This window comes from Escherichia sp. WS1152 (genome assembly GCF_046487665.1).
GTDB lineage: Bacteria > Pseudomonadota > Gammaproteobacteria > Enterobacterales > Enterobacteriaceae > Escherichia > Escherichia coli.
In genome coordinates, this window is sequence record NZ_JBJQJA010000002.1 from 477,658 (window position 1) to 497,699 (window position 20,042).

Annotated in this window: 17 protein-coding genes; 10 read left to right on the forward strand and 7 right to left on the reverse strand. The window is 52.8% G+C overall.

The genetic code is table 11. The annotated features are described in order from the left end of the window. Nucleotides 1-57: 57 nt before the first annotated feature. Nucleotides 58-645, forward strand: a complete 588-nt coding sequence (locus ACJHW7_RS06120) for a Yip1 family protein (protein WP_001295454.1) — start codon at nt 58-60, stop codon at nt 643-645. 173 nt (nt 646-818) lie between these two features. Then, on the forward strand, nt 819-1,751 hold the full coding sequence (gene pbpG, locus ACJHW7_RS06125; RefSeq protein WP_001319943.1) for a D-alanyl-D-alanine endopeptidase: 933 nt from the start codon (nt 819-821) through the stop codon (nt 1,749-1,751). Between the two features lie 38 nt (nt 1,752-1,789). Here the strand turns inward: pbpG and dld are convergent, their stop codons facing one another. Next, complete coding sequence (gene dld, locus ACJHW7_RS06130) at nt 1,790-3,505, reverse strand: D-lactate dehydrogenase (protein ID WP_000097359.1); 1,716 nt, start codon at nt 3,503-3,505, stop codon at nt 1,790-1,792. Between the two features lie 195 nt (nt 3,506-3,700). Between dld and bglX the strand changes: the two genes are divergently transcribed. The 5 genes from bglX (at nt 3,701) to yehW (ending at nt 9,986) form a co-directional block, all read left to right on the forward strand. Then, nucleotides 3,701-5,998 carry a beta-glucosidase BglX gene (gene bglX, locus ACJHW7_RS06135; RefSeq protein ID WP_000871482.1) on the forward strand — a complete coding sequence of 766 codons (2,298 nt, stop codon included), beginning with the start codon at nt 3,701-3,703 and terminating at the stop codon, nt 5,996-5,998. Between the two features lie 251 nt (nt 5,999-6,249). Further along, nucleotides 6,250-7,167 (forward strand): glycine betaine ABC transporter substrate-binding protein OsmF, encoded by a 918-nt coding sequence (gene osmF, locus ACJHW7_RS06140; RefSeq protein ID WP_021556977.1) that lies wholly within the window; start codon nt 6,250-6,252, stop codon nt 7,165-7,167. Nucleotides 7,168-7,173: 6 nt separating this feature from the next. Beyond that, the gene (gene yehY, locus ACJHW7_RS06145) at nt 7,174-8,331 is read left to right on the forward strand and encodes a glycine betaine ABC transporter permease YehY (RefSeq protein WP_021556976.1); all 1,158 of its coding nucleotides are present in this window, start codon (nt 7,174-7,176) and stop codon (nt 8,329-8,331) included. Continuing rightward, on the forward strand, nt 8,324-9,250 hold the full coding sequence (gene yehX / locus ACJHW7_RS06150) for a glycine betaine ABC transporter ATP binding protein YehX (RefSeq protein ID WP_001625492.1): 927 nt from the start codon (nt 8,324-8,326) through the stop codon (nt 9,248-9,250). The genes yehY and yehX overlap by 8 nt, the downstream gene beginning before the upstream one ends. A gap of 4 nt (nt 9,251-9,254) precedes the next feature. Then, nucleotides 9,255-9,986, forward strand: a complete 732-nt coding sequence (yehW, locus tag ACJHW7_RS06155; RefSeq protein WP_021556975.1) for a glycine betaine ABC transporter permease YehW — start codon at nt 9,255-9,257, stop codon at nt 9,984-9,986. On the opposite strand, the gene ACJHW7_RS06160 is transcribed toward yehW, so the two are convergent. Both ACJHW7_RS06160 and mlrA read right to left on the reverse strand, forming a co-directional pair. Beyond that, on the reverse strand, nt 9,967-10,074 hold the full coding sequence (locus ACJHW7_RS06160; RefSeq protein WP_001216963.1) for a protein YohO: 108 nt from the start codon (nt 10,072-10,074) through the stop codon (nt 9,967-9,969). The genes yehW and ACJHW7_RS06160 overlap by 20 nt on opposite strands. 59 nt (nt 10,075-10,133) lie before the next feature. Further along, nucleotides 10,134-10,865 carry an HTH-type transcriptional regulator MlrA gene (gene mlrA / locus ACJHW7_RS06165; RefSeq protein ID WP_021556974.1) on the reverse strand — a complete coding sequence of 244 codons (732 nt, stop codon included), beginning with the start codon at nt 10,863-10,865 and terminating at the stop codon, nt 10,134-10,136. A gap of 221 nt (nt 10,866-11,086) precedes the next feature. On the opposite strand from mlrA, the gene btsS reads away from it, so the two are divergent. The 3 genes from btsS to ACJHW7_RS06180 are packed head-to-tail and all read left to right on the forward strand — an operon-like array spanning nt 11,087 to nt 14,005. After that, the gene (btsS, locus tag ACJHW7_RS06170; protein WP_001295431.1) at nt 11,087-12,772 is read left to right on the forward strand and encodes a two-component regulatory system sensor histidine kinase BtsS; all 1,686 of its coding nucleotides are present in this window, start codon (nt 11,087-11,089) and stop codon (nt 12,770-12,772) included. Then, nucleotides 12,769-13,488: a two-component system response regulator BtsR gene (gene btsR, locus ACJHW7_RS06175; RefSeq protein ID WP_000598641.1), complete on the forward strand. Its 720-nt coding sequence runs from the start codon at nt 12,769-12,771 to the stop codon at nt 13,486-13,488. Before btsS ends, btsR begins: the two co-directional genes overlap by 4 nt. Before the next feature lie 46 nt (nt 13,489-13,534). Beyond that, nucleotides 13,535-14,005 (forward strand): DUF1456 family protein, encoded by a 471-nt coding sequence (locus ACJHW7_RS06180; protein ID WP_001551352.1) that lies wholly within the window; start codon nt 13,535-13,537, stop codon nt 14,003-14,005. Between the two features lie 40 nt (nt 14,006-14,045). On the opposite strand, the gene ACJHW7_RS06185 is transcribed toward ACJHW7_RS06180, so the two are convergent. The 4 genes from ACJHW7_RS06185 to ACJHW7_RS06200 all read right to left on the reverse strand — a co-directional run bounded on the left by ACJHW7_RS06185 (nt 14,046) and on the right by ACJHW7_RS06200 (nt 20,037). Next, nucleotides 14,046-14,507, reverse strand: a complete 462-nt coding sequence (locus ACJHW7_RS06185; RefSeq protein WP_001296231.1) for a YehR family lipoprotein — start codon at nt 14,505-14,507, stop codon at nt 14,046-14,048. A gap of 124 nt (nt 14,508-14,631) precedes the next feature. After that, entirely contained in the window at nt 14,632-16,632 is a 2,001-nt protein-coding gene (locus ACJHW7_RS06190) for an SWIM zinc finger family protein (RefSeq protein ID WP_021556973.1), read from the reverse strand. Next, nucleotides 16,629-17,765: a VWA domain-containing protein gene (locus tag ACJHW7_RS06195; protein WP_021556972.1), complete on the reverse strand. Its 1,137-nt coding sequence runs from the start codon at nt 17,763-17,765 to the stop codon at nt 16,629-16,631. Before ACJHW7_RS06195 ends, ACJHW7_RS06190 begins: the two co-directional genes overlap by 4 nt. Then, nucleotides 17,758-20,037 (reverse strand): DUF5682 family protein, encoded by a 2,280-nt coding sequence (locus ACJHW7_RS06200; RefSeq protein ID WP_410233560.1) that lies wholly within the window; start codon nt 20,035-20,037, stop codon nt 17,758-17,760. The genes ACJHW7_RS06195 and ACJHW7_RS06200 overlap by 8 nt, the downstream gene beginning before the upstream one ends. Nucleotides 20,038-20,042: the final 5 nt, after the last annotated feature.

Consider the following 20,042-nt stretch of genomic DNA (forward strand, 5'->3'; position numbering starts at 1 on the left):
CACAAGCTGACTTATACTTGAACTGTCAGGTTCATGAACTCACAACAAGGGGGCGGTATGAGCCATGTCTGGGGACTGTTTTCCCATCCCGATCGTGAAATGCAGGTGATTAATCGCGAAAACGAAACGATTTCTCACCATTACACCCACCACGTTTTGCTGATGGCGGCGATTCCGGTGATTTGCGCCTTCATTGGCACTACACAGATTGGCTGGAATTTTGGCGATGGCACTATCCTGAAGTTATCCTGGTTTACCGGACTGGCGCTGGCTGTCTTGTTTTACGGCGTTATGCTGGCTGGGGTTGCGGTGATGGGGCGGGTCATCTGGTGGATGGCGCGTAATTACCCGCAGCGTCCGTCACTTGCGCACTGCATGGTCTTCGCGGGCTACGTTGCAACTCCGCTGTTTTTAAGCGGTCTGGTGGCGCTTTATCCGCTGGTCTGGTTGTGTGCGCTGGTCGGCACGGTGGCACTGTTTTACACCGGTTACCTGCTTTACCTTGGTATTCCGAGCTTCCTGAATATCAACAAAGAGGAAGGCCTTAGCTTCTCCAGTTCGACGCTGGCGATTGGCGTGCTGGTACTGGAAGTGCTGCTCGCCCTAACCGTTATACTATGGGGCTACGGTTATCGTTTGTTCTAGAAAGTTCTTTGACGTTGCATTGCTGGCGTAAATGTCAGCAATGCAGCATTTCCTCACGATTCTCCTTTGACGATCGCACTTTTTGCTCGTTATGATGGCGTCGCTAGCCTCAGTAAATCCTTACTCCGGCGGTGCGCAACCCGTGCGCGTGAACCACTATCTGAATGCTCATCATGCCGAAATTTCGAGTTTCTTTATTTAGCCTGGCCCTTATGCTGGCTGTGCCTTTTGCACCGCAGGCCGTTGCGAAAACGGCAGCAGCTACCACCGCTTCACAACCGGAAATTGCCTCCGGTAGCGCGATGATTGTTGATCTGAATACCAACAAAGTGATCTATTCGAACCACCCGGATCTGGTGCGTCCGATTGCGTCTATCAGCAAATTAATGACCGCGATGGTTGTGCTGGATGCACGACTGCCGCTGGATGAAAAACTAAAAGTGGATATCAGCCAGACGCCGGAGATGAAAGGGGTCTATTCGCGCGTACGACTGAACAGCGAAATCAGCCGTAAAGATATGCTGTTGCTGGCGCTGATGTCTTCAGAAAACCGCGCGGCGGCAAGCCTTGCGCACCATTATCCCGGTGGTTACAAAGCCTTTATTAAGGCGATGAATGCGAAAGCGAAATCGCTCGGAATGAACAACACGCGCTTTGTTGAACCGACCGGATTGTCGGTGCATAACGTTTCAACTGCCCGTGACTTAACCAAACTGCTCATTGCCAGCAAACAATATCCGTTGATCGGTCAGTTAAGTACTACCCGGGAAGATATGGCAACCTTCTCTAACCCGACGTATACGCTGCCGTTCCGCAATACTAACCATCTGGTGTATCGCGATAACTGGAATATTCAGTTAACCAAAACGGGCTTTACCAATGCGGCGGGCCATTGTCTGGTGATGCGTACGGTTATCAATAATAAACCGGTAGCGCTGGTAGTGATGGACGCGTTTGGCAAATATACCCATTTTGCCGATGCCAGCCGCCTGCGTACCTGGATTGAGACCGGTAAAGTGATGCCTGTTCCGGCAGCAGCGTTAAGCTATAAAAAACAAAAAGCCGCCCAAATGGCGGCGGCGGGGCAGACGGCACAGAACGATTGAGTGAATTACGGATGGCGATACTCTGCCATCCGTAATTTTTACTCCACTTCCTGCCAGTTTTTCCGCTTACTGGTTTTACCGATCCCCGGATTCATACTGTTGGTCGGATCGTTCTCGCGATAAAACTTCTGCAACGTCTCCGGTGCTTTATACAAATGACCGACGTTATGTTCGGCAGGGTATTGCGCGCCGCGCTGCTGTAGCAGTTCCAGCATCTGTTCTTTCAACGCATGCACATCCACGCCTTTTTTAACGATGTAATCCTGATGGAAGACATAGCACATAAAATGGCCGTAATAGAGCTTGTGCACCAGCTGGCTGTCGATCTCCGGCGGTAAATGCTCATACCACTCGGTGTCGTTACGCCGCAGAGCGATATCCAGCGCCAGAATGTCTTCGACTTCATCGGAATGCACCGCCTGATAACGAATTGCTGCGCCCGCAGCGGCGAAACGGTGTAAAAACGCTTTGCTGCCTTCCTCCGGCGTACAGACAAAGAAATCGCCTTCGGCCTGTTTGAAATAATCCACCAGCCACGATTTGGCTTCGCCCACGCCATCGCCCGCCATTTTTAACAGCAGATGATGCTCGTATTTATCGCGCCAGTTTTTCATGCGCGGCGGTAAATGGCTGGGGAACAGGTGACCGAATTTTTGCATCGCACGGTCAGTAAAATGCGGACGGAAGAATTTCACTTTCTCCAGCATCGCATCGGTGCGTCCCTTGAGATTAAAGAAGAACGGCATCTTATCGGTGCCTAACTTATCAATCATCAGGAAGGTGTCTTTGCCGTATTTTTCCGCAATATCGTAGATATCCCGGTGCATATATTCCCCGGCAACCGGCAGATTTTCGAAGTTAGCCAGAATATGACGGCGGATTTCGGTCAGCACTTCCGGCTGGTTGGTGCCGATATAAAACACCTGCTGATTTTTTTCCGCTTCGAAGGTATCAAGACGTACTGCAAAGACGGCCAGCTTCCCGGCGCAACCAGAAGATTCAAATAACCGATCCGGATCGGCGTTATAACGTGCGGGCGTGTCGGCTTCAATATCACGAACGCGGTGGACATAGTCATAATCGTGGGCGTGACGACCATCGTGACGCACATCGTCATCTTTGATGCGATCGTCATCCAGCTTGCTAAGGATCTGCTCCGGCGTTTCGCCCAGATCAATCCCCAGGTGGTTAACCAACGTCAGCTTGCCGTTTTCATCTATGCGTGCGAATAACGACATTTCGGTATACGCCGGGCCACGTTGCACCAGCGAGCCGCCTGAGTTGTTACAAATACCGCCGATGACCGATGCGCCAATGCACGATGAACCAATCACCGAGTGCGGTTCGCGTCCCAGCGGTTTGAGGGCTTTTTCCAGCGAATAAAGCGTGGTGCCCGGATAGGCCAGCACCTGTTCGCCCTTGCCGAGAACGTGCAGCTTGTCGAGACGCAGGGTGCTGATGATCACGATATCGCGATCATAATCGTTACCGTTTGGCGTCGATCCTTCGGTCAGGCCTGTATTGGCAGCCTGCATCAGAATAATTTTGTCGGCGGTGACGCAGGCTTTCAGCACCCGCCACAATTCCAGTAGTGAGCCAGGGAAAACGACAGCCAGCGCGTCGCCCTGACCAGAACGGAAGCCCTTGCGATAGCGGGCCGTTTTTGCGGGATCGGTGAGCAGGTGTGAATGACCGACCAGACGGGCAAGTTCATTCAAAAAGGCTTTATTATCAGTTGTTGTCATGGAAGACATTTTCCACTCCTTGTGGTGGCGAAAAAATATCACAAACTAGAATAGCGCCTTGTATGACAATTCAGCGAGTGAATATTTTGAAAATTCAGACAATAAACTGAGCATTCTTTTTCTCTCTCCATCATGCTTATGGCAAACTACGGTTTTTGCACCATTTTCGCTGCCACGTCGGGCAACAAAGGAAGAAAAATCCATATGAAATGGCTATGTTCAGTAGGAATCGCGGTGAGTCTGGCCCTGCAGCCAGCACTGGCGGATGATTTATTCGGTAACCATCCATTAACGCCTGAAGCGCGGGATGCGTTCGTCACCGAACTGCTTAAGAAAATGACAGTTGATGAGAAAATTGGTCAGCTGCGCTTAATCAGCGTCGGCCCGGATAACCCGAAAGAGGCGATCCGCGAGATGATCAAAGACGGTCAGGTTGGGGCGATTTTCAACACCGTAACCCGTCAGGATATCCGCGCCATGCAGGATCAGGTGATGGAATTAAGCCGCCTGAAAATTCCTCTTTTCTTTGCTTACGACGTGCTGCACGGTCAGCGCACGGTGTTCCCGATTAGCCTCGGTCTGGCCTCGTCTTTTAACCTCGATGCAGTAAAAACGGTCGGACGTGTCTCTGCTTATGAAGCGGCAGATGATGGCCTGAATATGACCTGGGCACCGATGGTCGATGTCTCGCGCGATCCGCGCTGGGGACGTGCTTCCGAAGGTTTTGGCGAAGATACGTATCTCACCTCAATAATGGGTAAAACCATGGTGGAAGCGATGCAGGGTAAAAGCCCGGCAGATCGCTACTCAGTGATGACCAGCGTCAAACACTTTGCCGCATACGGTGCGGTAGAAGGCGGTAAAGAGTACAACACCGTCGATATGAGTCCGCAGCGCCTGTTTAATGATTATATGCCGCCGTACAAAGCGGGGCTGGACGCAGGCAGCGGCGCGGTGATGGTGGCGCTGAACTCGCTGAACGGCACGCCAGCCACCTCCGATTCCTGGCTGCTGAAAGATGTTCTGCGCGACCAGTGGGGTTTTAAAGGCATCACCGTTTCCGATCACGGTGCAATCAAAGAGCTGATTAAACATGGCACGGCGGCAGATCCGGAAGATGCGGTGCGCGTGGCGTTGAAATCCGGAATCAACATGAGCATGAGCGACGAGTACTACTCGAAGTATCTGCCTGGGTTGATTAAATCCGGTAAAGTGACGATGGCAGAGCTGGACGATGCTGCCCGCCATGTACTGAACGTTAAATATGATATGGGGTTGTTTAACGACCCATACAGCCATCTCGGTCCGAAAGAGTCTGACCCGGTGGATACCAATGCCGAAAGCCGCTTGCACCGCAAAGAAGCGCGTGAAGTGGCGCGTGAAAGCCTGGTGTTGCTGAAAAACCGTCTCGAAACGTTACCGCTGAAAAAATCCGCAACCATTGCGGTGGTTGGCCCGCTGGCAGACAGCAAGCGTGACGTGATGGGAAGCTGGTCGGCGGCAGGTGTTGCAGATCAATCCGTGACCGTGCTGACCGGGATTAAAAATGCCGTCGGTGAAAACGGTAAAGTGCTGTATGCCAAAGGGGCGAACGTTACCAGTGACAAAGGCATTATCGATTTCCTGAATCAGTATGAAGAAGCGGTCAAAGTCGATCCGCGTTCGCCGCAAGAGATGATTGATGAAGCGGTGCAGACGGCGAAACAATCTGATGTGGTGGTGGCTGTAGTCGGTGAAGCACAGGGGATGGCGCACGAGGCCTCCAGCCGTACCGATATTACTATTCCGCAAAGCCAACGTGACTTGATTGCGGCGCTGAAAGCCACCGGTAAACCGCTGGTGCTGGTGCTGATGAACGGGCGTCCGCTGGCGCTGGTGAAAGAAGATCAGCAGGCTGATGCGATTCTGGAAACCTGGTTTGCGGGGACTGAAGGCGGTAATGCAATTGCCGATGTGTTGTTTGGCGATTACAACCCGTCCGGCAAGCTGCCGATGTCCTTCCCGCGTTCTGTCGGGCAGATCCCGGTGTACTACAGCCATCTGAACACCGGTCGTCCGTATAATGCCGACAAGCCGAACAAATACACTTCGCGTTATTTTGATGAAGCTAACGGGGCGCTTTATCCGTTCGGCTATGGTCTGAGCTATACCACTTTCACCGTCTCTGATGTGAAACTTTCTGCGCCGACCATGAAGCGTGACGGCAAAGTGACGGCCAGCGTGCAGGTGACGAACACCGGTAAACGCGAAGGGGCCACGGTAGTGCAGATGTACTTGCAGGATGTGACGGCTTCCATGAGTCGTCCGGTGAAACAGCTGAAAGGCTTTGAGAAAATCACCCTGAAACCGGGCGAAACTCAGACCGTTAGCTTCCCGATTGATATCGAGGCGCTGAAGTTCTGGAATCAACAGATGAAATATGACGCCGAGCCTGGCAAGTTCAATGTCTTTATCGGCACTGATTCCGCACGCGTTAAGAAAGGCGAGTTTGAGTTGCTGTAATGCTTTAGTAAGGGCGCGACGTTTGCGCCCTTTGCCTGATGTTCATATCTTAACTTGCTGAATTTTCGCCCTTTGTAGGCCGGATAAGGCGCTCGCGCCGCATCCGGCAGGAAACGCCGGACCGAATATGCCTCTTAAGTATTTATCTGATTCTGCAACTGAATCCGTCCGCTCAGGCTAACTCTGTCATTATCAACTATGCTTTTCTCTTAATTCGCTGAAAACAACAGTAAAAGAATGAGGAAAGCATCATGCCACTCTCAAAGGTCTGGGCAGGTTCACTGGTTATGTTGGCAGCCGTGAGCCTGCCGCTACAGGCAGCTTCTCCCGTTAAAGTCGGTTCAAAAATCGATACCGAAGGCGCGCTGCTCGGCAATATCATTTTGCAAGTACTCGAAAGCCACGGCGTACCGACGGTGAATAAAGTGCAACTCGGAACGACTCCTGTGGTGCGCGGGGCGATTACTTCCGGTGAACTGGATATCTATCCGGAATATACCGGCAATGGCGCTTTCTTCTTTAAAGATGAAAACGATGCGGCATGGAAAAACGCGCAGCAAGGTTACGAGAAAGTCAAAAAACTCGATGCAGAGCAAAACAAGTTAATCTGGCTGACGCCTGCACCGGCGAATAACACCTGGACCATCGCCGTGCGTCAGGATGTGGCAGAGAAAAACAAACTCACTTCGCTTGCCGATCTCGGTCGTTATCTGAAAGAGGGCGGCACCTTCAAACTGGCAGCCTCGGCAGAGTTTATCGAACGCGCCGATGCGTTACCCGCGTTTGAAAAAGCCTACGACTTTAAACTCGATCAGGATCAGTTACTGTCACTGGCTGGCGGCGACACGGCGGTAACGATTAAAGCCGCTGCCCAACAAACTTCTGGCGTTAATGCCGCAATGGCTTACGGCACTGACGGTCCGGTCGCGGCGCTGGGGCTGCAAACCTTAAGCGATCCGCAAGGCGTGCAACCTATCTACGCGCCTGCACCAGTGGTGCGTGAATCGGTGTTGAAGGAGTATCCGCAAATGGCACAGTGGCTACAGCCAGTCTTCGCCAGCCTCGATGAAAAAACATTGCAGCAACTGAATGCCAGCATTGCAGTTGAAGGACTGGATGCCAAAAAAGTGGCTGCCGACTACCTGAAACAAAAAGGGTGGACGAAGTAATTTCCCGTGACTTATCTACGTATCAATCCTGTTCTGGCGCTGCTGCTGTTGCTGACGGCAATCGCAGCGGCGCTGCCGTTTATCAGTTACGCGCCTAATCGTTTAGTCTCGGGTGAAGGGCGACATCTCTGGCAGCTGTGGCCGCAAACGATTTGGATGCTGGTGGGCGTTGGTTGCGCCTGGCTGACAGCCTGTTTTATTCCCGCTAAAAAAGGCAGCATTTTTGCACTCATTCTGGCGCAATTCGTCTTCGTATTGCTGGTGTGGGGAGCAGGAAAGGCGGCGACCCAACTGGCGCAAAATGGCAGTGCGCTGGCGCGTACCAGCCTCGGCAGTGGTTTCTGGCTGGCTGCGGCGCTGGCATTGCTGGCCTGTAGCGATGCCATCCGCCGAATCTCCACGCATCCGCTGTGGCGCTGGTTGTTGCATATGCAGATTGCCATTATTCCGCTGTGGTTGCTGTACTCCGGCACGCTTAACGATCTCTCACTAATGAAAGAATACGCCAACCGTCAGGATGTGTTTGACGACGCGCTGGCACAACATCTGACGTTGCTGTTTGGTGCGGTGCTGCCTGCGTTAGTGATTGGTGTGCCGTTGGGCATCTGGTGCTACTTTTCCACTGCGCGGCAGGGGGCAATTTTTTCTCTGCTCAATGTCATTCAGACCGTGCCTTCGGTGGCGCTCTTTGGCCTGCTGATTGCGCCGCTTGCCGGACTGGTTACGGCCTTTCCGTGGCTGGGGAAGTTCGGCATAGCAGGAACCGGAATGACACCCGCACTGATTGCGCTGGTGCTCTATGCCTTGCTGCCGCTGGTGCGCGGCGTGGTAGTAGGCTTGAACCAGATCCCGCGCGATGTGCTGGAGAGCGCCAGAGCGATGGGGATGAGCGGGGCGCAGCGATTCCTGCATGTTCAGTTACCGCTGGCGTTACCGGTATTTCTGCGCAGCCTGCGGGTGGTGATGGTGCAAACTGTAGGCATGGCGGTGATTGCGGCGTTAATCGGCGCAGGCGGTTTTGGTGCGCTGGTTTTCCAGGGGCTGCTAAGCAGCGCCATTGATTTAGTGTTGCTGGGGGTGATCCCGGTAATTGTTCTGGCGGTGCTGATCGATGCGCTGTTCGATTTACTTATCGCACTGTTGAAGGTGAAACGTAATGATTGAATTTAGCCATGTCAGCAAACTGTTCGGCGCACAAAAAGCCGTTAACGATCTCAATCTCAATTTTCAGGAAGGGAGTTTTTCGGTGCTGATTGGCACATCTGGTTCCGGCAAATCCACCACCCTGAAAATGATTAACCGCCTGGTGGAACATGACAGCGGAGAGATCCGCTTTGCCGGAGAAGAAATTCGCTCGCTGCCAGTACTGGAGTTGCGCCGCCGTATGGGCTATGCCATTCAATCTATTGGCCTGTTTCCCCACTGGAGCGTGGCGCAAAACATTGCCACCGTGCCGCAATTACAAAAATGGTCGCGGGCGAGGATTGACGATCGTATCGACGAATTAATGGCGCTACTGGGGCTGGAGTCAAATTTACGTGAGCGTTATCCACATCAGCTTTCCGGTGGTCAGCAGCAACGTGTGGGAGTGGCGCGCGCACTGGCTGCCGATCCGCAAGTCTTACTGATGGATGAACCTTTTGGCGCACTGGACCCGGTAACGCGCGGCGCGTTGCAACAAGAGATGACGCGCATTCACCGTTTGCTGGGGCGCACTATTGTGCTGGTCACTCATGATATTGATGAGGCGCTACGGCTGGCAGAACATCTGGTATTGATGGATCACGGTGAAGTGGTGCAGCAGGGGAATCCGCTGACGATGCTGACTCGTCCGGCGAATGATTTTGTCCGCCAGTTTTTTGGACGTAGTGAACTGGGTGTGCGCCTGCTTTCGTTACGTAGTGTGGTGGATTACGTGCGTCGCGAAGAACGAGCAGAAGGTGAGGCACTGGCAGAAGAGATGACGCTACGCGATGCGCTCTCTCTGTTTGTCGCGCGGGGATGCGAGGTGCTGCCGGTGGTGAACACGCAGGGCCAGCCTTGCGGCACGCTGCATTTTCAGGATCTGCTGGTGGAGGCGTAAGCGTATGAAGATGTTGCGCGATCCGCTGTTCTGGCTCATTGCTTTGTTTGTGGCACTGATTTTCTGGCTGCCTTACAGCCAGCCGCTGTTTGCTGCCTTGTTCCCACAACTGCCACGACCCGTTTATCAGCAAGAAAGTTTTGCAGCTCTGGCACTGGCTCATTTCTGGCTGGTGGGAATTTCGAGTTTGTTTGCGGTGATCATTGGTACTGGTGCCGGAATTGCTGTCACTCGCCCGTGGGGCGCGGAATTTCGCCCACTGGTGGAAACTATTGCCGCCGTTGGACAGACTTTTCCGCCCGTCGCGGTGCTGGCGATCGCCGTTCCGGTGATCGGGTTTGGTCTGCAACCAGCGATTATCGCCTTGATCCTTTACGGTGTGCTGCCCGTCCTGCAGGCGACACTTGCCGGGCTGGGAGCGATTGATGCCAGCGTGACAGAAGTTGCGAAAGGTATGGGAATGAGTCGAGGTCAGCGACTGCGTAAGGTCGAGCTACCGCTGGCGGCTCCGGTGATTCTGGCGGGCGTGCGAACTTCGGTGATTATCAACATTGGTACGGCGACGATCGCCTCAACGGTAGGGGCCAACACGCTGGGTACGCCCATCATCATCGGGCTTAGCGGATTTAATACCGCGTATGTGATCCAGGGGGCGTTACTGGTGGCACTGGCGGCGATCATCGCAGACCGCCTGTTTGAAAGGCTGGTGCAGGCGCTTAGCCAGCACGCAAAATAAAGGTATAACCTGCGAGCATGACGCCACCAATTCCGCCTAACGCCATAAACAGGAACAGGGCGATGACCCCAATTTTAGCTATGCGCATAATGCACTCCTTATGTTAACGAAAGGATTGTACAGTAAAGCGCATTTGTTAACGAATCATTAAATGCCGAGTGGGAAAATATCATAGCCTTGTTCTTGCCAACTGGTGAGTTGCTGCTGTTGGGCGGAGGTTCGATTTTCACCGCACCACACCAGCAATGTACGGCCTTCGAACAGTTCAGGGCGTAGTTGATTGAGCGAGTGGGCGAGGACATCAATGCGCCATCCTTGTTGACTGGCAATCCAGCCCTCCAGCCACAGACGGGTGGTATCCTGAATATTCCAGCCAACCACCAGCGCATCTTTACCCTGTTTTTTACGTGCCGAAGCCAGACAAATGGCGATGTAGTTGATCAGTACGCCGTCGAGGATCGCCAGCAGCGCCTGGAGAGTCGGTTGTTGGCACTGAAGCCGTCGGCGCAGAGGAATAAACAAATGCGTGGTGAGCGTCTGGGCGGGGTAATCCTGACCGCGCTCTTTGATCCACGTTCGCAGGCTATGCAGATTGCCGCTTTGCAAGTAAGTCAGTAATGTTTCTTGCTGATCGCGCCAGCCGTTCTGCACATCAACATTTTCATTACTGAGCAGCATTTTAACTTTGCTGACCTGCACGCCGTTGTCGATCCAGCGTTTGATCTCGCGGATCCGGTCAATATCGGCATCGTTGAACAGCCGATGACCGCCGTCTGTCCGTTGCGGTTTCAGCAATCCGTAACGCCTCTGCCACGCGCGTAACGTGACAGGGTTAATATCACAAAGCAACGCCACTTCACCAATTGTGTAAAGCGCCATCGTCTCACCCTTGCTCGCGAGGTCCCGGTTTAACTTTAGACGCAGTTTTGCGAACCAGGTAGTTTTGCCCGTTTTTTGTGCATTTATAGGGTGATTTTATTTTTGCCAGGCGATTTTGAGTGATCGTACTCACGAATTCTCATTTTTCTGCAAGAGTTCAAAGAAAGTTAAACGCAGGCAATGTATGTTACGCGTTTTAAAGGGAAGTGTGGTTTGCGGGTATGTACGATTTTAATCTGGTGTTGCTGCTGCTTCAGCAGATGTGCGTTTTTTTAGTCATTGCATGGTTAATGAGTAAAACGCCATTATTCATACCGTTAATGCAGGTCACGGTTCGTCTGCCGCATAAGTTTCTCTGCTACATCGTCTTTTCCATCTTCTGCATCATGGGCACCTGGTTTGGGTTGCACATTGACGATTCTATTGCCAATACCCGTGCGATAGGCGCGGTAATGGGCGGCTTACTCGGCGGTCCGGTCGTCGGTGGGCTGGTTGGCCTGACCGGCGGGTTACATCGATATTCGATGGGGGGCATGACCGCGCTAAGTTGCATGATCTCGACCATCGTTGAAGGATTACTCGGTGGCCTGGTACACAGCATCCTGATCCGCCGCGGGCGCACTGATAAAGTCTTTAACCCCATTACCGCCGGTGCCGTCACGTTCGTCGCTGAAATGGTGCAAATGTTGATCATCCTGGCGATCGCCCGACCTTATGAAGATGCGGTGCGTCTGGTGAGTAATATTGCTGCGCCAATGATGGTCACCAATACCGTCGGCGCGGCGCTGTTTATGCGTATATTGCTCGATAAACGCGCGATGTTTGAAAAATACACTTCAGCTTTTTCTGCCACTGCGCTGAAAGTGGCGGCCTCGACGGAAGGCATTTTGCGCCAGGGGTTTAACGAAGTGAACAGCATGAAAGTGGCACAGGTGCTGTATCAGGAGCTGGATATTGGTGCAGTCGCGATTACCGATCGAGAGAAATTGCTGGCCTTTACCGGAATTGGTGACGACCACCATTTACCCGGCAAACCGATTTCTTCGACTTACACCTTAAAAGCGATTGAAACCGGTGAAGTGGTCTACGCTGATGGCAACGAAGTACCTTATCGTTGCTCTTTGCATCCGCAATGCAAACTGGGGTCGACGCTGGTAATTCCGTTGCGTGGCGAAAATCAGCGGGTGATGGGTACCATCAAATTGTATGAAGCCAAAAACCGTTTATTCAGTTCAATCAACCGCACGCTGGGCGAGGGGATTGCGCAACTGCTTTCGGCGCAGATCCTCGCCGGGCAATATGAGCGGCAAAAAGCGATGCTCACCCAGTCAGAGATCAAACTGCTTCACGCCCAGGTGAACCCCCATTTTTTGTTTAATGCGCTTAACACCATTAAAGCGGTGATCCGTCGCGACAGCGAACAGGCCAGCCAGCTGGTGCAGTATCTTTCCACTTTTTTCCGCAAAAACTTAAAGCGGCCTTCGGAGTTTGTTACTCTCGCCGACGAAATTGAACATGTGAACGCTTATCTGCAAATTGAAAAGGCGCGCTTCCAGTCGCGGTTGCAGGTCAACATTGCTATTCCGCAAGAATTATCCCAGCAGCAATTGCCCGCGTTTACCCTGCAACCGATAGTGGAAAACGCCATTAAACATGGGACATCACAACTGCTGGATACAGGGCGAGTGGCAATCAGCGCCAGACGTGAGGGGCAACATTTAATGCTGGAGATCGAAGACAATGCCGGTTTGTATCAACCGGTAACCAATGCCAGTGGGCTGGGGATGAATCTGGTGGATAAGCGTTTACGTGAACGGTTTGGCGATGACTATGGGATAAGCGTCGCCTGTGAGCCTGATAGTTACACCCGAATAACGTTACGACTACCATGGAGGGACGAGGCATGATTAAAGTCTTAATTGTCGATGATGAACCGTTAGCACGGGAGAACCTGCGCGTATTTTTGCAGGAGCAGAGCGATATTGAAATCGTTGGAGAGTGTTCAAACGCCGTGGAAGGGATCGGCGCGGTGCATAAACTGCGCCCGGATGTGCTGTTTCTCGATATCCAGATGCCGCGCATCAGTGGTCTGGAAATGGTGGGGATGCTTGACCCGGAACATCGCCCGTATATCGTTTTTCTCACCGCGTTTGACGAATACGCTATTAAAGCCTTTGAAGAACATGCCTTTGATTATCTGCTGAAGCCAATTGATGAAGCGCGACTGGAGAAAACGCTGGCGCGTTTGCGTCAGGAACGCAGCAAGCAGGATGTTTCGCTGTTACCGGAAAATCAACAGGCGCTGAAATTTATCCCTTGTACGGGGCATAGTCGGATTTATTTGCTGCAAATGAAAGATGTGGCATTTGTCAGCAGTCGGATGAGCGGTGTCTACGTTACCAGCCACGAAGGGAAAGAGGGCTTTACCGAATTGACATTACGTACCCTGGAAAGTCGTACACCACTACTGCGCTGCCATCGTCAGTATCTGGTTAACCTCGCGCATTTACAGGAGATTCGTCTGGAAGATAACGGCCAGGCCGAGTTGATTTTGCGTAATGGCTTAACCGTGCCGGTCAGCCGCCGTTATCTGAAAAGCTTAAAAGAGGCGATTGGCCTGTAAAAGACTGCTAAAATGGCTTTTTGCCTCATCAACACCTGAAGGCCTCATGCTAAGTAACGATATTCTGCGCAGCGTGCGCTACATTTTGAAAGCCAATAACAATGACCTGGTGCGTATTCTGGCGTTGGGTAATGTCGAAGCCACCACGGAACAGATCGCCGTCTGGCTACGTAAAGAAGACGAAGAGGGTTTTCAGCGTTGTCCGGACATTGTTTTGTCGTCATTCCTCAATGGCCTGATTTATGAAAAACGCGGCAAGGATGAGTCTGCTCCGGCACTGGAGCCGGAACGTCGCATTAATAACAACATCGTGCTGAAAAAATTACGCATCGCGTTTTCGCTGAAAACCGATGACATTCTGGCGATCCTCACCGAACAGCAGTTCCGCGTTTCGATGCCGGAAATTACGGCGATGATGCGTGCACCGGATCATAAAAATTTCCGCGAATGCGGCGATCAATTTTTACGTTATTTTCTGCGTGGACTGGCAGCGCGCCAGCATGTGAAGAAAAGCTAAGACGGGTATGGCGGCCATGCGAAACATGGCCGCCGACAGATTATTTCACTTCTTTAAAACCAGCGGCTTTCATCACCAGTTCCATTTGCGCCATAGTGATACCTTTTTTGGCATCTTCAGCAGAAACGTTGATTCCTGAAATACCCTGCAGGGCTTTAAAATCTACTTTTTCCATATCGATAGTCACGTTTTCCTGCGCGTAGGTATCGGTATAGGTTAATTTTTCTTCAACACCCGCGATGTTTTTGTATTTGGCGCTTAACGGCTCAAGTGTCCTGGCAGCATCTTCTTTGGTGGTTGCACCAATGGAGGCAAATTGAATTTTGGTTTCAGAAGATTGCTTAAGCACCTTGTCACCTTTGTAGACATAGGTAATGGCAATTTCAGTGCCGTTCAGATTGGCGCTGAATTTCTTCGATTCTTCTTTGTCACCGCAGCCAGCAAGAGAGAAAACCAGAACAGATGCAACAACAAGGGAAAACAGCTTATTGAAAGCCTTCATGTAAAACTCCATTTTATTTAATCAAGGAACTGGTGACTCTCACCAGGGGCTATATAGGATATGCCTAATACCGTGGCGTGAGCAGTCCGGAACTGGAGTAGAACTCTTAGTAAAAAGCACTATTTCATCCTTGTTGCTGAAGCATAGGGAATAATTGTTCGCACAGCAAAACACCGTTATTCATTGTTTCTACCCGTGCCTCGCTTTCTGTATTACGAAATTGTCCCAACACATGTGCCAGCCGATAAAAACCCACCGCGGTGAGGTCATTCGCCAGCAACTCTGCCTGACCAATAGCACTCTGTTCCTGATAGCGCCAGCCGTTATGGAGCAGTTGAATAAGTAATGCCTGGCAGCGCATCAGCAACTGATGAGCAGTAGACGGCACAGGCAGAACGCTGGCAGAAGGTAGCGGTGCCACAGGCGCAGTTTCTGCGTCCAGCGCCCAGGCACGAGTCTTTGTCATCATTACCTGTGGTTCCAGTGTCAATTGCCCATCAACAAAACTGACAAAGCCAGAAACCAGACACACGGGGTCGTCTGTTTGTTGCAAAAGCGCCGCCATGCGTTCAACGGCATAAGGCGCGCTGGCTGAGGCTGGCAGTGATAACGTCAGCTGATTATCTTCACCTTCGCCGCTGATTACCTGCGCATCCAGCGTCTGGCGGCTGCTATCCCAACCTAGTGAAATACACTCAGCGACCGGCAGAATAAATAAGTTATCGACCTGATTAAGAGGCCGTATGCAGGCGGGGGGACGCTGGCGTAAATATTCCCGCAAAGCCACAATGCCCGGCTGGCGCAACGGCGCGCTCAACATTTGCCAGGCATCTGGCGACAGTGGAACAACACTACTCAAGCGGTTACGGGTCGCGAACAGCAGTTCGCCTTCGGCACTGCGACGCGCTGCTTGTGAAACAATTTGCCCACCTGCCAGTGCGCCAGCCTGAAAACTAAACAGCCGACGTTTTGCCGCGGGAGCGTTTTCTTGTTCGCTTCTCGGCCAACTACGCGAAAGATGCAAAATACTGCCGGTGTCGGGATCGGTAAACCAGATGCGTAAACCATAATGCTCAATATCCTGCCAGCAACGCATACCTAAAGACACCAGCCGCAGATGATCAAGCTTTGCTTCTCCGGCAATGCCAGAGCCAACGACCGTGCGCCACGGCACAGGAGGAACTTCACCAACACTGTCGCGCCGGGCCATCTCTTGTGCGCAATTTAATCGACTGTTTAATGCCGCAAGCTGACGTAAGCATTCTCCGGCATGATAGTGGCTGGCGCGGGCGTGGAAGGCATCAACGCTGGCGCGCAGTTGCCGTAGCGATTCACTCACCCAGCGCCAGTTGCAGGCCTCTGCCGCCTGCAATGCGCGGTTGAAAGCGGCCTCGTAGTGAATAAGCGGCTGGCTGATGCCGCTCAGCCATAATGCCTGGCTTAGTTGTTGAACATATTGACGACACGTTTTGCCTTCTTCGCTGGCAAACGGATCGTCAGATGATGTGACGTGTTCGCTGCGCATCTGCCAGATTAAATGAGTAAATTCCGCTTGCTGAGTTTTTGCCTGGACAAAGGCCTGTACTGCCAGTACGACATGTTCGCAAAGTGTGCCTTCAATACAATCACAACGGGCGAAACGAATGCTGCTACGGGAATAAAAACGCACATCGCTCATCGGTAAGCGGGCAGAGGGAATTTCGCCCGGCGTACAGAACAACTCAATGGTGATGCCTTTAGCGACCAGCGCCTGTGCGCGTTTGCGGGTGGTATCGGGCAGGGTAGCCAGTTCTTCCAGCCAGATTGCCGGATCCCACTCTTCTTCTTTTTCCGTGGGCTGGACGGTGGCACAAAGTCGTTGATAACTTAACACCAGCATCACGCGATGACGGCACATGCCGCTGGCCCCGCAGCTGCACTGAGCCTCTTTCAGTGCCTGGCTGTTCGCCAGCTGGGTACGGACACCGTCACTGAAGGTGGCGATTAAAGCGCCGTTCTCATGGCTGATCTCCGGGACGTTGCCATTTTCCAGTTCCTTAAGACTGCGCTTAACAAAACCGGCATTGCTTAACGCTGTCAGGGCCTGCGGTGTCAGTTCTAATAATTCCGGACGTAGTGAATTCATGACTGAAGATTCTCCGCAAGCCATGATGCCAGCTCGCCCGGTGTCATGGCGGCTATTTGTGCGCCGACATTTACCAGCACCTGGGCCGTATCGTGGTCATAGCAAGGTGTTGCGGTGCTATCGAGCGCCGCCAGTCCCAGCACTTTGATGCCGCTCTGGACACACTTTTTCACCTGATGCGTCAGTAATGATGATGAACCCCCTTCGTAAAAATCGCTCACGAGGATAATGACGCTTTTCGCTGGTTGTTCAATAAGTTGCCGACCATATTCCACGGCACTGGCGATATTGGTTCCGCCGCCTAATTGCACTTTCATTAATAACTCTACCGGATCGGCAACGTCTGCCGTGAGATCAACCACGCTGGTGTCAAACGCCACCAGATGGGTACGAATGCCGGGTAACTGCCATAAACAGGCCGCCATCACCGCAGAGTGGATCACCGAATCGACCATCGAGCCGCTTTGATCAACCAGTAAGACCAGTTGCCATTGTTCGCTTTGGCGTTTAATGCGGCTGTTAAAGCGGGGGGATTCGATATACAACTTGCCGTGTTGCGGGTGCCAGTGTTGCAGGTTGGCGCGCAGAGTACTTTTGAAATCAAAGTTTCGCGCCAGTGGAATAAATGAGCGGCGACGGCGATCGCGGACACCAGAAAAAGCCTGACGAACTTCCTTTGCCAGTCGAGCCATAATTTCTTCAACAACCTGGCGCACTATCCGGCGGGCGGCAGCCAGTACTTCGGGATTCATCAGATGTTTGGTGTGCAAAACGGCGCGTAGCAGGCTTTCAGAAGGCTGCATACGTTCCAGCACGTCGAGATTCGTCACCACATCTTCAATGCCATAGCGCAGTACGGCATCGCTTTCCAGCCGCTCAATCACCTGTTGCGGAAACAGCGTGTGAATACTGTTGATCCACTCAGGGGGGGTGAGATTTGAGCCACCTAATCCACCGGAGCGTTCACCACGCTGGAGCCGTTCAGGATCGCGCCCATACAGCCACTCCAGCGCGTGGTCTATCTGCCGGGCGTTGTCATCCAGCCCACAAAGCGTCGTTTCTGCCGCTTCGCCAAGAATTAATCGCCAGCGTTGTAGCTCACGGGTGGTCAGAAGATCGTTCAGTTCAGACATGGAAAACTCCCCAGTTTTGCAGCGATGCCAGTGCCTGCTGTTCGAGTTGTTGATGATGTGCAATGGCTTGTGGTGGACAATGCAACGGCATTTGCAGCGCCGAAACGGGAAGTTGCGCCAGTTGATAATGCTCAAGCACCTGATGCGCCAGCGTCCCGCGTTCTCGTGGTGGTAGCCAGGCCATCGCCGCGCGTAAATCGGGCAGGGCATTGATAAAATTGGCATCACTCAGTTGATTTAAATGACTGCTGAAACCGGCGATAAATGCCGGCTGACAGGCCAGTTGATGACGGGCTAATGCCAGCAAACCGTGCAGCGCTTCGCCGGATTGTGCCGGGGATAACTGCGCCAGCATCGTCAGCGCCGCTTCGGCACTGGCGTTGGGATGTTCCAGACGCATCAGTGCGCCAAGAGCCGCGCCGCGATCCAGCGCCGGGGCATGGATTGCCTGACTGCGTCGCTCCAGTAAGGCTACCGCCGCAGAAAGAGAAATGCCGGGGAGCTGCACACCGCTATGCAGATCGCGCAGGATATGACACAACGCTTGCCAGCTATGCAGGTGAGCGTGAAACTCCTTTTCATCCGGTCTGCCGTTGGATTCACACAGCCACAGCGTGCGATCGATAGCCGCGCATAACGTCGTTTGTAATATCTGCGCGCCTTGCATACCGCTAATTTCATCCAGCCGCCATAAGGCATATAGCACTTCCAGCGCCTGGCCCATTTCGGCAAATTGATTTTCCTGGGCGATTAATAATGTGAGTTGCTCCAGTAATTGTTGACTGAAGGACGCCAGACCCGCTAACGCCGCCTGGCTAAGACATGTGGTGATACTGCCGATTCCACCCGTGTCCAGCATATCGGCTTCTAATTTATGGCGTGCGGCTTCCTGGAGTGTTGCACCAAAGCAGGCGGCCTCAATCAATGCCGCATGCTGGCTAAGCGGGCGGGTTAATTTCCAGTGTTCTTCACCGTTGCCTGCAAGTGTCAGTGTACTTCCCTGCTGGCGTACAATCCCTGGGATCTCCAGTATTGCCAGCCGATGTAACACCTGACTTTGCGCTAGTCCATTGGGGTTAAAGCGATTTAAGGTAAGCTCCGCCGGAAGAGAGATTGCGGTACGTTCCAGTTCGCAGGTGACATCTTTTGGCAGAGGCGGTTGTGGCGTAGAAGGGGCAAGTTTACCGAATCCGTCACCCGCTAATGTGTCTATCAACGTTAGCAGAATCGGATCGGTATCGGGATGAATAACGCCGCGATAGCTCCACGGCAACGGCGCATTCAGGGCTTCTTTAATCAGCGAGCCTGCTAAGGCATCCAGCCAGTCAGTGCGTAACGGTAGTGTATGACCGCGCAACTGTGCCAGCGCCATCGCATGCAGATGAGCGGCAGCCATATCCGCGGTAGAAGCGGGCAATTTGTGCTGGCGCAAACGGGTAAGGATAGTTTTTAGCAGTTGTTCACCGGCCTTCTGCAAGCCCCACTGCCAGCACCAGTTTTGCCATACCGGGGCAGGCATTCCTGAAAGGTATCCTGCCAGCACATCAAGGCGCTTTTCACTGTAGGGTGTGAGATAACAACCTGTAACGGCATCTGCCAGCGAGGGCAATTCTGGCTTGTTAATTTCCTGAGGGCATTCGCGCCACATCTTTGCCAGTGCCGGAGCGTGCCAGCCACCGCAGACAACCAATACGTCGCCATCATTTTGCTGCATCGCCCATCCAATCCAGCGGGTCATAAAGGCTTCGCGCTGACGATTGAGTACATCGCCGGGGGAATCGCCGCGCAGTTGGGCAAAATAGTGCGCCAGCGCAGAGGGTAATGCAATTTGCTGGCTTTCATCTTCGAACAAGTGATCCCACAGGGTGTCGCTGTTATCCATGCGGGTGGCACGCAGCAGCAAGGTCTGGCTTTCCTCTTGCGTATCAGGCGAATCGTCCTCTTCTTCACTCTGCGCCCAGCAAGGCAAATCGATGAAGTAAGTTTGTGCCTGAATACAACGAGCGGCTTGTAGCGCCTGCCACTCCGGCGAAAATTCAGCAAATGGCGTCCAGGCACCACGCCCGGGGGCTGCACCGTCCTGATACTGGCAATAACTGTAAATAGCTACCGGAAGCTGGTGGGCTAAAAACAGTTCGTCTACCCGGTCATTAAAATCAGCCGGGCCTTCAATCAACACGTATCGTGGCCGCTGGCTTTCGATTAACGATTTCACCAGCCGGGCGCAGGCCGGACTATGATGCCGGATGCCGACAATTAACGGCTCGCTCATGCATC